Source organism: Acinetobacter sp. WU_MDCI_Abxc222, assembly GCF_025514755.1.
GTDB lineage: Bacteria > Pseudomonadota > Gammaproteobacteria > Pseudomonadales > Moraxellaceae > Acinetobacter > Acinetobacter geminorum.
Genome location: NZ_JAHPVG010000003.1, coordinates 140,614 through 154,152, shown reverse-complemented (window position 1 = coordinate 154,152; position 13,539 = coordinate 140,614). Strand labels below are relative to the sequence as shown.

General features: G+C 33.5%; 14 protein-coding genes and 1 pseudogene. 7 read left to right on the top strand and 8 right to left on the bottom strand.

The genetic code is table 11. The annotated features are described in order from the left end of the window. Nucleotides 1–251: 251 nt before the first annotated feature. Both KTJ10_RS06665 and KTJ10_RS06660 read right to left on the bottom strand, forming a co-directional pair. Nucleotides 252–1,445 carry a restriction endonuclease subunit S gene (locus KTJ10_RS06665; RefSeq protein WP_262441638.1) on the bottom strand — a complete coding sequence of 398 codons (1,194 nt, stop codon included), beginning with the start codon at nucleotides 1,443–1,445 and terminating at the stop codon, nucleotides 252–254. After that, nucleotides 1,442–2,923 (bottom strand): class I SAM-dependent DNA methyltransferase, encoded by a 1,482-nt coding sequence (locus tag KTJ10_RS06660; RefSeq protein ID WP_100291471.1) that lies wholly within the window; start codon nucleotides 2,921–2,923, stop codon nucleotides 1,442–1,444. The genes KTJ10_RS06665 and KTJ10_RS06660 overlap by 4 nt, the downstream gene beginning before the upstream one ends. A gap of 161 nt (nucleotides 2,924–3,084) precedes the next feature. Here KTJ10_RS06660 and KTJ10_RS06655 point away from each other — a divergent pair, with 161 nt between their 5' ends. After that, nucleotides 3,085–3,699 (top strand): HAD family hydrolase, encoded by a 615-nt coding sequence (locus tag KTJ10_RS06655; protein WP_100291470.1) that lies wholly within the window; start codon nucleotides 3,085–3,087, stop codon nucleotides 3,697–3,699. A gap of 61 nt (nucleotides 3,700–3,760) precedes the next feature. Here the strand turns inward: KTJ10_RS06655 and KTJ10_RS06650 are convergent, their stop codons facing one another. Then, on the bottom strand, nucleotides 3,761–3,967 hold the full coding sequence (locus KTJ10_RS06650; RefSeq protein ID WP_100291469.1) for a helix-turn-helix domain-containing protein: 207 nt from the start codon (nucleotides 3,965–3,967) through the stop codon (nucleotides 3,761–3,763). Nucleotides 3,968–4,060: 93 nt separating this feature from the next. Between KTJ10_RS06650 and KTJ10_RS06645 the strand changes: the two genes are divergently transcribed. The 4 genes from KTJ10_RS06645 to istB all read left to right on the top strand — a co-directional run bounded on the left by KTJ10_RS06645 (nucleotide 4,061) and on the right by istB (nucleotide 7,314). Next, nucleotides 4,061–4,540 carry a hypothetical protein gene (locus KTJ10_RS06645; RefSeq protein ID WP_262441637.1) on the top strand — a complete coding sequence of 160 codons (480 nt, stop codon included), beginning with the start codon at nucleotides 4,061–4,063 and terminating at the stop codon, nucleotides 4,538–4,540. Between the two features lie 109 nt (nucleotides 4,541–4,649). Beyond that, nucleotides 4,650–4,844, top strand: coding sequence for a DNA-binding protein (locus KTJ10_RS06640; RefSeq protein WP_100291527.1), 195 nt, complete (start codon nucleotides 4,650–4,652; stop codon nucleotides 4,842–4,844). Between the two features lie 181 nt (nucleotides 4,845–5,025). Next, complete coding sequence (istA, locus tag KTJ10_RS06635; RefSeq protein ID WP_262441636.1) at nucleotides 5,026–6,558, top strand: IS21 family transposase; 1,533 nt, start codon at nucleotides 5,026–5,028, stop codon at nucleotides 6,556–6,558. Then, a complete protein-coding gene (istB, locus tag KTJ10_RS06630; RefSeq protein WP_262441635.1) occupies nucleotides 6,559–7,314 on the top strand; it encodes an IS21-like element helper ATPase IstB in 756 nt (251 codons plus the stop codon). Nucleotides 7,315–7,366: 52 nt separating this feature from the next. On the opposite strand, the pseudogene KTJ10_RS06625 reads toward istB, so the two are convergent. Beyond that, nucleotides 7,367–7,582: pseudogene (locus tag KTJ10_RS06625) on the bottom strand (hypothetical protein); the annotation flags it as partial. A 250-nt stretch (nucleotides 7,583–7,832) separates the two neighbouring features. Between KTJ10_RS06625 and KTJ10_RS06620 the strand changes: the two are divergent. Beyond that, nucleotides 7,833–8,285, top strand: a complete 453-nt coding sequence (locus KTJ10_RS06620; protein ID WP_086265940.1) for a DUF441 domain-containing protein — start codon at nucleotides 7,833–7,835, stop codon at nucleotides 8,283–8,285. 61 nt (nucleotides 8,286–8,346) lie between these two features. Here KTJ10_RS06620 and KTJ10_RS06615 read toward each other — a convergent pair whose 3' ends face one another. Together KTJ10_RS06615 and KTJ10_RS06610 are read right to left on the bottom strand one after the other, a co-directional pair. After that, a complete protein-coding gene (locus KTJ10_RS06615; protein ID WP_262441634.1) occupies nucleotides 8,347–9,267 on the bottom strand; it encodes a LysR family transcriptional regulator in 921 nt (306 codons plus the stop codon). A gap of 270 nt (nucleotides 9,268–9,537) precedes the next feature. Then, entirely contained in the window at nucleotides 9,538–10,335 is a 798-nt protein-coding gene (locus tag KTJ10_RS06610) for a DUF4198 domain-containing protein (RefSeq protein WP_199112847.1), read from the bottom strand. 213 nt (nucleotides 10,336–10,548) lie between these two features. On the opposite strand from KTJ10_RS06610, the gene KTJ10_RS06605 reads away from it, so the two are divergent. Continuing rightward, nucleotides 10,549–11,748, top strand: a complete 1,200-nt coding sequence (locus tag KTJ10_RS06605) for an MFS transporter (protein WP_262441633.1) — start codon at nucleotides 10,549–10,551, stop codon at nucleotides 11,746–11,748. Between the two features lie 25 nt (nucleotides 11,749–11,773). Here KTJ10_RS06605 and KTJ10_RS06600 read toward each other — a convergent pair whose 3' ends face one another. Both KTJ10_RS06600 and KTJ10_RS06595 read right to left on the bottom strand, forming a co-directional pair. Then, complete coding sequence (locus KTJ10_RS06600; RefSeq protein WP_262441632.1) at nucleotides 11,774–12,757, bottom strand: ion transporter; 984 nt, start codon at nucleotides 12,755–12,757, stop codon at nucleotides 11,774–11,776. A 122-nt stretch (nucleotides 12,758–12,879) separates the two neighbouring features. Beyond that, entirely contained in the window at nucleotides 12,880–13,314 is a 435-nt protein-coding gene (locus tag KTJ10_RS06595) for a hypothetical protein (protein WP_262441631.1), read from the bottom strand. Between the last annotated feature and the right edge of the window lie 225 nt (nucleotides 13,315–13,539).

The following is a 13,539-nucleotide window of genomic DNA, read 5'->3' as shown; positions in this document are numbered from 1 at the left end:
AATTGATATAAATGCTATCCATCCAAAAAATTTTGTTAAAGCAGATCGAATCTTATAAATCATTAGTTTATGCAGTGATTAATTCTAAAGAACTTATTAAATATCAATATGATATTTAGATCAACTATTATAAAATTAGTTGTTTGAATTCGAATCTACAAATACAACCATTTTGATAATTTTTCCCAATAAAATCAAATTCATAAAAGTGATATTCCTATGAATACCACTTCTAAATCTTAAATTAAATGTTATAAAGTGCCGTTAAATGCTTGGTTTTGTAGTGATGCAAATAATTGATTTTGCATTTTCAAATGTTGATCGAATTTTAACTTTTGGTCTTCTATCTTCAATACAATGTTTGACCACTTTTCTTGCAAATCTTTTGGTGGAATAGGAATTTGCAATCTAGATAGTAATTGTTGATTAATATTTTGAATATTTGCCCCTTGTCCACCATCAAAAATAGTTTGTTTAAACGATTTAGATCTAAATAAATGAACTAAATAAGAGCTAGTTAATTCAGATTTTTCAATTCGGTATCGGATGCAAAATCCACTGTAAGTTACTAATTTCTCATTAGGATATACTGCTATACAGCGTCCAACTAACTCTTTATTACCATTAGATCTAACAAATAATAAATCGCCATTTTTTATAAAGTAATCAACTGATGGTAATTCATCCAAATCAATTGTCGATAATTTTGAAACATCATCAATTTTTGAAAGTTGTTTAAAGTCACCAACACCTATATATAAAACTTGATTTCCTGACTCACCCTTACCAAAATTTAAACCATTTTTATATGATCCATAGTTATTTAAAGATCCTATTTCCCACCCTTTAGGATTGCTTACAGGATCGCCAAACATATCAATAAACGTGGCTTGTAAAAGCTGATCTAACTTTTCAATCGCTTGCTGACGTTTTTGGCGTAGATCATCCGCTTGATCCAAAATAGACGCAATTCGGCGTTGTTCTGCAAGTGGTGGGAGTGGGATTTTTATTTTTTCTAAATCACTTTTACGTAATGCTGGCACTGTCGTAGCAGGAGCTAGACGATAAAAGTCAACTTGTTTCAAAAAATAATACAGATATAGATTATCAATTTTTTCTGATGGTATTGCTGCCATAGCATTATTATCTATCAACAAACTTCGATGAGAAATAACTCTATGATTTTGCCTGATTGCTTCACCAATTTTGGCAAATAAAATACTACCTTCAGGTATTATCTTAGCTCGTAAAGATTCAACATCTGTTTGATCTATATAATTATCCACTGTTGATAGTATTGGTTTACCTGTTCTACCATTACGAGAAATATCACCAACTTTTGCGAATGGAAACTTTCCAGATGTTTTACCCTGCAACCGTGTTGGAAATCCAATACCAGCCTGAAGATCAACAACTGAGCCTAAATTTACTTGAGGATAAGTCACTTAACCATCTCCTTAAGCGTAGCCATTCCTTTTAAAATATCTTGCTCAAGAACTTCTAAATCCGCCAAAATTTTACTTGGTGATTCATATTCCACTTGCTCATACACCACTTCTTTATAACGATTAATCGACAGGTCATAACCATTAGCAGCAATATCGGCTTTATCCACCAAGAAACTTTGCTCTGTGGCTTTACGATCTGCTTCCGATGCTAAATTATGGAAACGAGCAATAATGTCAGGAATGTTATTATTTTCATGCTTAGAACTGTCTAGCTCATTACGCTTATCATCTAGAGAATAACCATCTGCCTGCATATCATAAAACCACACTTTGTCCGTACCGCCAGACATCGTTTTGGTAAAAATCATAATGGCAGTAGAAACCCCTGCATAAGGCTTAAACACACCAGACGGCATCGAAATAATTGCTTCAAGCTTTTGCTCTTCAACAATCTTCCTACGAAGTTCTTTATGCGCAGTCGATGAGCCAAATAACACCCCATCAGGCACAATCACCGCAGCACGACCACCAGTTTTCAACAAACGTAAGAACAAGGCTAAAAATAGCAATTCAGTCTTTTTAGTTTTTACTACAGCCTGAATATTCTTAGCACAGCTTTCATTGTCCAAACTGCCTGCAAAAGGTGGATTGGCAAGAATTAAACTGTATTTTTCAGCAATATGTGAATGCGTTTCACTTAAAGAGTCACGGTTTTCAATTCGTGGGTTTTCTACACCGTGTAGCATCATGTTCATCGAACCAATACGAAGCATGGTGCTATCAAAATCATAACCAAAGAAGGTTTCTTCACTAAAACGCTTTGCGGCTTCGGGATTGGCAAAAATCTCAGTGCTGTGATGCTCGTTTAGATATTCACTTGCAGCGACAAGAAAGCCCGCTGTACCACACGCAGGGTCACAAATGGTATCGGTAGGCTTTGGCTGCATTAACTCCACAATCATTTTGATGATATGGCGAGGGGTACGGAACTGACCGTTTTGACCTGCTGAAGCGATTTTACCAAGCATATATTCGTAAATATCGCCCTTGGTATCTTTATCATCCATTGGTACATCGGCAACCAAATCCACCACCTTAGTGAGTAGCGCAGGCGTAGGAATAGTAAAACGAGCATCCTTCATGTGATGGCTATAGGTGGTTTCGTCTTCAGCACCTAAGTTCTTAATGAATGGAAAGACTTCATTAGCAACGGTGCTATACAACGTCGCAGCATCACCCAAAGTAATGAACTTTGACCAACGTAAATGATCTTGCACAGGGGTAAAAATAGGATGCTCTACGTTTTTCTTTAAACGATTGGCTTTCTTTTCTTTAGTGATCTGAATTTCATCAAGTCGGCGAATAAACAGTAAATAGGTCATCTGCTCCATGACCTCTAGAGGATTTGAAATACCACCACTCCAAAATGCGTTCCAAATCTGGTCTATTTTGCTTTTAATTTCGCCTGTAATCACTTAGATGACTCTCAAATTTCTTTGAGAGTATTGTGTTTGAAAACAAAAAGAAAATCTACAAAACAACAGAAAAGTGCGACAGAAGCTGGCGTTTATGTGAAATTTAAAACAAAATCATAACCAACTTACTTTTTTCATTTTTATTGTGGTCGCTTAATACTATGAATCAAACACCTAAAGTAATAATTTTCGATGCATTTGGAACACTTGTAAAAATTGGTGAAAGCCGACATCCGTATCGTAAACTTATGAATTGGTTGAAAGACAATGGAAGAAAACCAACTACAAATGACGCCAATATCATCATGTCGAATAATGTGGATATTGAGGAACTGGGAGTGATCTTTGAAAAGGCTATTCCTACAGAATTATTAAAAGAAATAAATCATGACCTTCAATTTGAATTGAATACGATAAAGTTGTTTGAAGATGTTATTCCAACTCTTCAAAAACTTAAGGATCTTGGTTTTAAGATTGCCTTATGCTCAAACTTAGCAAAACCGTATGGTGATCAGCTCAAAACTATTCTTCCACAAAATTTATTTGATGTACTTGTTTTAAGCTACGAGGTTGATGCAATAAAACCAGAAATCAGTATTTATGAAACATTACGAACGAAATTAGATTGCCAAATGTATGAGGCCTTATTCATAGGTGATAATCCTATTTTAGATGTGGAAGTCCCCATTTCTTTAGGCATGTCAGCCAGATTAATTGAACGGAACAAAATGCAAAACCTTTCAGATGTACTAAGTGATTTGTTAGCGAAACAATAGTAATCGATAGCTCTCTTGAAAAGTTAGATATGATTAATCAATGTCCTGAAAAACAGTGTCCTCAAGGGAGTAAGTCTTTTGCTGATATCTCTAGAGCATTTGAAATCTCATAAAGCTTTTCAACAGTTAAGTTAACTTCACCGCGTTCTATACGTCCCATATAGCTACGATCAATCCCACATTGAAGTGCAAGAGATTCTTGAGTGATTTTTTGTTGTGTTCGTCTATTGCGGATTAATTGACCAATTACCACTGATAATTCTGACATTTGAAACTAATTGCTCAAAAAACAGAAATATCACCAATTGAGGACTATATATCCACGGACTATAATCCTCTTTTATGGTTAGGCAGTTAAGTTGTGAAGAAAAACGTTAAATTACCTCTGTATGATGAATTCTTAGAAATTTTTGACAACCATCAAATCAAGAGTTGGCGCGCAAGACACTTTTGGGAAAACATCAAACTTGAAAACGGCTATAACAATAAACGTTACAAAAACCAGATGTATGCAGGTTTGAAAGTTCTCTTAGAATGTAAATATTTGGAAATTGATGAGGAAAAATCAACCAAAAACTCATTCAGTTATAATGAAACTTCTCGCTTAAATGAACTCAGAGAACAACATAAAAAACAGAAGCTTGAAAAAATTTTTAATTCTAAAAAAATAGAGTTATCAGATCTAATAAAAGACAAAGAGAATAATATTAATTTTATAAAATCATTACTTGAAGATAATAAAACATTAGAGAAATATTTCATTAAACATAAAGATAAAATTGAGATTGAAATTAAAAATATTCAATCAAACATTAATTTAATGGATAATATTTTAAATTAAAAACTTAAATAATATAATAAAATCATAATATTAAATTAATATTTTTATTCTTGACTAAAGTTTTGTTGTTCTATATTTTTTCGTCAAACTTATTCAAATTTAATTCAATATGGTCAAGACTATCAAACAAGTTAGAGATGATTTCGATCAATCAGGAACTTCAATAGCTGAGTGGGCTAGAATTAATAATTTCTCACCTGATCTTGTATATCGAATTTTAAAAACTAATAAAGTACCTGTACGCGGTGAGAGCCACAAAATTGCAGTCAAATTAGGTATTAAGGAGCAAAAGAATATGGACTGATTTATTTGGTTTTATAATTTAATTGCAGAAAGCATAAAGACCCGTACAAACTAATGTATGAGTCTTTATGGATTTGTCTTTAACTTGCAGGTCCAAGACAGATTTATTCTAAAAGACATTGATATTTTTATCAATGTCTAGACTGCTTTCTGCCTCATTTTCTTACTCTGAGGTAGTGTCTATGAACACATCTATTGAAAAAATTAGGCTAGTAATTAGCTATATATTTAGTCATAAAAGCAATCGAGAAATAGCTAAAATTGTAGAAATCTCTCGTGAAACTGTATCCAAAATCAAGTCCTTACTAATTTTGACAGAATTAACTTATGAAGATTTTACTAAACTAAACAATTCAGAATTAGAACAAAAATTAAAAATTAATCGCTCAATAAAACGTATCAAAAAGTCACAACCTGATTGCGAAGCGATATGTAGTGAGTTAGCTACGTATAAAGGGCTTACAAAGGCTATTCTTTGGGAAGAATATAGATTGAAAACTCATGGCAATGGTGTTGGATACACACGGTTTTGTGAACTAATAAAACAAGCACAAAAACAAAAAGACATTCCAATGAAGCAAGAATATTATCCGGGTGAAATAGTACAAATTGATTACAGTGGAGATCTTGTAGATATTGACTTATTTAATGGTGATGTAATAAATGCCAATATTTTTGTTGGGGCTTTACCTTTTTCTAGTTTAATTTTTGCTTATGCCACGGAATCACAAAAAACCGAAGATTGGATTCGAGGATGCTCTCAGATGTTTTATAAAATTGATGGTATTCCTCAAACTATTGTTTGTGACAATGCTAAAGCATTAATTACCAAACATAGAAATCGAATCGTTGAAGTTAATCCATATTTTCAAGAATTTTTAGAATTTCATAAAATTAATATTCTTCCAGCTCGACCACGGAAACCAAGAGATAAAGCAGTCAGTGAAAATGCCGTGAATATTGTACAAAAGCAGATTTTAATGAGAATACGTCATGAAAAATTTACAAGTATAAAGGCTTTGAATGAAAGACTTGAATATATGGTGGATTGTTATAATCATAAAAAAACTAAAACTTTTTCGCAGGGTCGAATGGCTATTTTTCTTGAGCATGAAAAAAAATTACTTAGACCCTTACCTTTAATCAAATACAAAGTATTGAATGAATATTCGAAAACAATAGTACCTTCTGATTATCATGTGAAATATTTGAACAACTCTTACTCTGTTCCTCATCAGTATATTAGAGAAAAAGTTGAGCTAAAAATTTTAGATAATCAGTTATATATCTATCAAGATAAAAAACTAATCGCTCAACATACGCTTCTTCAAGGCGAAGGAAAAATCTCTACATTTTATGAACATAAAACGGAGAATCATAGAACTACAGATTATCTATCAAAGGAAAGTATTTTAAATTGGTCCCAATCAATTGGCACTAACACGTTCAATTACTGCAATATGATTATTTGTAAAAACTCAAATTTATACAATAACTTAAATTATTTATTTGATTTCAGAAGTTGGGTTAATAATAAACAATTCATTGATCGACTTGAACAGGCCTTATGTTATGCCTATAAATTAAAAATAGAAAATTTGGCTAGATTAAAGTCCATTATTGAATCAAGATCATATTTGGAATTTGATCAACAAGATGTTGTAAAAGAACATAAAAATCTACGTGGTTCCAGTTATTATAAAGGGGGTAAATAAATGTTAAATCCTCATTTATCAACATTACTTGCACAGTTGAAATTGCATAGTTTTACTCAATCATTGAATTCTAATATTGATGCTGTCTATTCAAGCGAAATCAATTTTGAAGAAGCTATGATTGATGCTTGTAAAACAGAGTTATTAACACGAGCGCAAAAGCTCACTGAACGATTAATACGAAATGCACGTCTAAGATATTCTCATGCTTGTATTGATGAAATTAAATTTGATATAGAACGTCGTGGCTTATCAAAGCAATTTGTTAATAGATTTTCAGAGTGCACATGGATTAATTTACATAAGAACATGAGTATACAAGGTCCAACTGGGGTAGGAAAAACATGGCTTGCATGTGCTTTCGCGACTGAAGCATGTAAAAAAGGTTATAAAGCTATTTTTTATAGAGCTTCGGAGTTTTTTGAAATATTAGAACAAGCTATAGATCAATCGAATGAAAAGATTTTTATTAAAAAATTAATTAGATATGATTTACTTGTAATCGATGATTTTGGTCTTAGTAATATTCCTCCTAAAATAGAAAATCTTTTATTGGAATTCATTGATAATTATTCAATATGCGGTAGCCTACTTATTACAAGTCAATTCTCTTACGATTTCTGGCACACAAAATTCCAAGATCCTACCATTGCTGATGCAATTCTAGATCGCATTATCCATAACTCTTATACACTGGAAATAGATGGTGACTCAATGAGGAAAACTGTAATGCTAGATACAACTACCACTCTTTAAGAGTGGTAGATTTTAAGGTGAAATGGGTGGCAGATTTTGAGTGTGATATACACTCTTCAACGACTCGATAAATATTTTCGTTCTGTTCGCTTTCAAATAATAATTCGGTAGTAGGCAAAATAATTTCATTGTCAACAATAATATGCTCAATACGTTGACTTAGTTTTAAAGATTCATTTTCATGTTCCACTAAATTTTTCTTTAGTTGTGCTTTTGCATCATGAATCTTATCAAACTGATCTTTGATCTTGATATCTATAATGTCCATAAAAATATCCCGTACTCATGAATAATGACTATTTTTATATCATAATTTTTAAACGGTATAATTTTTAACTTGTTAATTTATATAACATTGTGTCCAAGCGTAACTAAAAATTAAAATTCCTTATCATTGAGAGATATACACTCAATTTTTAATTAAGAAGAGATGAAATCAGCTGTATCTTTTAAAGCTTTCACATTCCAACTCTTAAATATTATACAATTCCATTTATTTATAATGCCCTCCGCTCGCCATGCTTGCCCAATTTGATGTTAATTTAGTTGTTCTACTCGTTCTGCTTGTCTGCGGCTTATTAAGTCAAAATGCAGCTGTAACTATTGCAGCAGGTGTACTGATTGTCGTTAAAATCACCCCCTTAAATGAGTTTTTCCCTTATATTCAAGCACATGGTCTTAATTTAGGCATACTTATTTTAACCATTGGCGTACTGACACCAATTGCCAGTGGGAAACTCAGTGGTGAGAGTATTTTAAAATCATTTATTAGTTTTAAATCCCTTATGGCTATCGCAATTGGCCTATTAGTCGCCTGGCTAGGTGGTCGCGGAGTAAAACTAATGTCGAGCCAACCTGACGTAGTTGCAGGTTTACTCATTGGTACAGTTGCTGGTGTCGCCTTACTACGTGGTGTACCAGTCGGCCCTCTGATTGCGGCAGGTTTACTCTCTTTATTTATTGGTAAATAGAAGTCGATATAAGAAAGGTGCAATTAAGCACCTTTTTAACACTTAGGCTAAATTTTTATTTTTAGCCAGAATAATAAGCGTTTCGTTTTAAAGAGAACTTTTCTAACTGCTTTAAAAATCCTTCAAAATAACTTTTCTCTTTTTCTTCAGTTCGATAACCCGCATATAAAGTTCGTCTTAAACCTATAGGAGAAACACAATCTAAACGACGACTAGTAACCCAACCCTTTTGTTCATACTCATTCACTACCCAATCAGGTAAAGCAGCAATACCTCGTCCACTTGCAACGAGTTGAATAAGCATTTGGGTTAAATCAGTTGTCCGTATTTGTTTAGGCTGAATATTCGCAGGGATGAAAAGTTTAGACATAATATCTAAACGGTGCTTATCAACCGGATAAGTAATTAAAACTTCTTCGGCCAACTCTTGAACTGTAATATTTTCAGCTCGTACCAAAGGATGAGTATTTGATAAGACTAAACGTGATTCGTATTCAAAAATTGGAAAATACTCAATTCCTTTTAACGCAATTGGGTCAGCTGTAATTAGTAAATCAAATTCTGCATTTTGTAAGAGTTCATGCGGATTGGCTTCAAAACCTGAAGCGAAGTCTAAATCTACATCTGGATATTGCTGGCGATACTGATTTAATAAAGGCATTAACCAATCAAAACAACTATGGCATTCCGATGAAAAAATAATTCTGCCTGTCTGCCCATGCACAATACGCGTGATATCACTGTGGGTAATCTGGATTTGTGGCAAAACATCATCCGCTAACTTTAATAAGCGCTGTCCAACATTAGAAAAACTAACTGGTCTACTTCGACGATTAACAACTTCTACCCCATACCAATGATCTAATTCTTTTAATTGATGGGAAATAGCAGATGGCGTTAAACAAAGGTCATTAGCTGCTGAAACTAATGAACCATGCTCACGTAAAGCAACTAAAGTTTTAAGGTGGCGTATTTCTAACATGGGCCCATGCCTAAAAAACAGATTTATCTATAAATGGAAAAAGCTCATATTTGCTTTTCCATAAAACTTTCGATAAATCTTTATTAATGAATTTTATTCACTTTAACATAAAATTAGTTAGTTTGTCTCAACATGAATTTTATTTCACTATTTTTATTGGCGATGAATTTTTGTTTCTTCAGGATCTAAGAGAAATTAAATTTTTTAATGAGTGAGAAGATTAAAACTAAAAATAGGCCTAATAAAGGCCTATTTTTTAAACACTAAAAACTATTGTGCTAAAACATTTAAGCTAATAATCGTATAGCTCTGATCTTTAGGTTTTAATTTCAAATTTAGAGGAGCTGTTACTTCTACTAAATACTCTCCAGCTTTTGGAAACGTAAGCTCAACTTGACCGTTGCTTTCTGCCTTAAACTGCTGCGCTTGCTTGTCAGTTGCACCCTTTTCTCTTAAATTCACTTCAGCATAAGCTAAAGGTTGTCCTTTTTCAGTTATGGTTAATTTTACAGGTTGAGCAGCTTTAATCTGGTTAGGATGTACAGAGAAACTAACTTTAATCGGTGTATTCGGGAGCTGGATATCTGAAACTTTTCCCTTAGAAAGATAACTTTGTAATGTCCACTCTCGTGTTACTTGCTCTGTTTTAATTGTTTTTGTTTTAAGGTCAGTCGGAATCAAATATTCACGTTCTGCTTTCGGTGGAGCTTTATCAGCTGGCATATCAAAAAATAAATGCCATGCTTTTTGATCATATACATATTTTAAAGGGTAACTCGCCTGAGTTTGAACAATATATGTGCCTTCTTCAGGTAATTCTACATCAAAAAGAGTTGCAGACTTATGCAGAGCTTCTGAGTTGACAGTTTTAAACTCATTTTTAGGGGTGATTACAGTAAGTTTCGCGTCTTTTAAAGCATATTCACTATTTAACGCTTCTTCAGCATAACCAGCAATTACCAGCACTTGGGTTTGTTCTGTTTTATAAGCTACAGGAGCTACATAAGGTTCGTGAGCAAAGCCTGTTGTACATATCAATGCAAGTGACGTCATTAAAAATCTATTCATTATTAAAAAATCCTGTTGTATAAAAAGTTAAAAATTTCAGACAAAATATAAGCGGATACAGTATACATAAATAAAAATAATTCTTATTATCATTAATGGATTTAATTTTACTTTAAAAAGAAATACGTAATCTTTTTCTCAATATTTTAGTTTTTTATTATTCTGTTCTCTTTTCCCTTATACTTCTCTTTTTGTATCTTCCCTTAACTTATTATGGCGTCCTCGCAATCTCCTCTTTCCACACCTCGACATTACTCTCTCTTTTTAGCAATTTTCTCACTCGCTGTAGGTGGTTTTTGTATTGGAACCACTGAATTCGTCGCAATGGGACTAATTCAGGAAATTGCAAATAATTTAAATATTACAGTACCTGAAGCTGGCCACTTTATTAGTGCCTACGCATTGGGTGTGGTTATTGGTGCTCCTATCATCGCTATTCTTGGAGCTAAAGTACCTAGGAAAACTTTATTGCTCGGCTTAATGCTATTTTATGGTGTTGTGAATGCCTGTACTGCTTTAGCTCATACACCTGAAACTGTTTTAGTCTCACGTTTCATTGCAGGTCTACCCCACGGAGCATATTTTGGAGTCGGTGCGTTAGTTGCAGCTGAACTAGCGGGTCCGTCAAGAAGAGCTTCTGCAGTTGCCCAAATGATGATGGGCCTTACAGTGGCAACAGTAATTGGCGTTCCTCTAGCAACTTGGTTAGGCCAAAACTTTGGTTGGAGAGCAGGTTTTGAGTTTTCAGCAACTATTGCTTTCGTCACTTTAATTGCTGTTGGCTTCTTTGTACCCAATATCCCAGTTCAAGCTAGTGCCAGTATAAAAACTGAATTAGCTGGCCTTAAAAATATCAATATGTGGTTAACACTAGCAGTGGGTGCAATCGGTTTTGGAGGCATGTTTTCAGTTTATAGTTATGTCTCACCAATTTTGACTGAATACACAGAAGTTAATATCCAAATCGTTCCTATCGCTTTAGCGATTTGGGGTATTGGTATGGTTATTGGAGGTTTACTAGCAGGATGGCTTGCAGATAAGAACCTCAACAAAACTATAGTGGGTGTATTAATTAGCTCAGCCATCGCTTTTGTTGTCGCTAGTTTTTTAATGAGTAATATCTATACTGCCATTGCATCTTTATTCTTAATTGGGCTCACGGTAATGGGGTTAGGCGGGGCATTACAAACCCGTCTAATGGATGTTGCAGGTGATGCCCAAACATTAGCTGCCTCACTCAACCACTCTGCCTTTAATATGGCCAATGCATTAGGTGCATTTTTAGGGGGCTGGGTACTCAGTCACCAAATGGGTTGGATCGCACCAATCTGGGTAGGTTTTGTCTTAAGCCTTGGCGGTCTGATTATTTTACTTATCGCATTTGCAGTAGAAAAAGCCAACAAAAAAGCTTAATTAAAGAAAAGGCTAACTATTACTTCTAATCAGTTAGCTTTCCACCACAGTGTGGGCAATAACATTTTTTCTCTCGGACCGACTCTTCTTCCTCTAATACTTTTTCACGCATAATTTGAATAATCAGGTTATGCGCTTGCTCTTTTGGCAATCCTACTTTTTGACGGACTCGCTCTATTTCAATTTCATCATGTAAAATATCAATACCTCGTGCTTGAAGTAACTCACGAAACTCTTGCTCTAGTCTCTGATTCCGTTGATTAAGCTCATTTGCAAGTCCAGACGCCAAAATACCAGCTGGTAAAGCCGCAATACCCACACCCAAAATAGTAATGAGTGCCCCCAATAACTTTCCTAGGCTAGTTACAGGAGTGACATCGCCATACCCCACTGTAGTTAAGGTAACTACAGCCCACCACATAGATTTAGGTATTGAACTAAAAGCTTCTGGCTGAGCCTTGTTTTCAACCACATAAATTCCAGAAGCAGTCATAATAATCATGATAATTAAAATAAAAATAACCGCTTGAAAAGATCCCTTTTCGCGTTTAATCACACATAACAATATCTGTAGTGAGATGAAATAACGCGTTAATTTTAATAAACGAAGTAAACGTAAAATCCGAAGCATACGAAGGTCGATTCGTACAAAGAAATTCAGGTAAGCTGGCAAAATTGCCATCAAATCAATAATTGCTTCCCCACTTTTCATCCAATTCAAACGGGTTTTCCATGCGGATTCTGTCGTATCTCGATCTACAACACTCCACACTCTTAATAAATACTCAATACTAAAAATTGCGATTGAAATATTCTCAAAGTAGTCAAACCAAATACGATAACTTGAGTACAAATCATTTACTGTTTCCAATAAAACAGCAGCAACGTTACCAATAATTAAAATAACTAAAAAATAGTTAATGCATTTACTTACCGTCGTTTCATAGTCATGGTTGTGAAGATTATTATAAAAAAATTTACGCAATCCCTTCCAAACTGAATTATGCATATTGATCTGACCACTTAATATTGTAGATATAGTAAGCTCATCGCCTCTATTCACCAATATTGTCTCTAACAATTTTTTGTTTCACTTACTTCAATATTTAAAAGTTAGACTTCACAATTTTTTCAATTCGCTGCTACACATCGGAATTCATTTTCTTCCCACCACATCACATCATAGATGCCCGGATGCGATTTTAAGATAATATTTATATAATTTTGCAGCACCATAATATGATGAGTAATATCAAGTTTTCTAAATAAAAATTTTCTTAAAATCGGAGTATTTGGAGAAATAAAAATTGCGAATCCATTGCTATATTCTTCATAAACACTGATTCCAAGGTACATTGTTATTTCAGGCAGTGGAATCTCAATTTCCCACCCCCAACTTTCACTATATAACTCTACATTTAAATGATATCTATTCTTTAATATACTAAAAATATATTGAGCAATATCTTCAGTTTTTTGAACTAAAATACCATCTTCATCTGCATATGTTTTTTGGTCATATAATTGATAATCATCAAATTTAAATTCAACAATTGTCTTTAGCATTCTTAAGTTCCCTATATAAGATACTCGTATTTTTTTTAATTATTATTAAGTTCGTGCAATTATTTTAAAGCAAAAAACGTTTTAATATCTAGAGTAATATTTATTTTTACACTTTCATTAAATAAAATTTGATCTATTTATTATTTTTCAAGTCTTATTAAGTATAAAGTCTCATTTAAATAAAAAAGGAGCTGAATAATCAGCTCCTTTTTTGTACTAAATTGA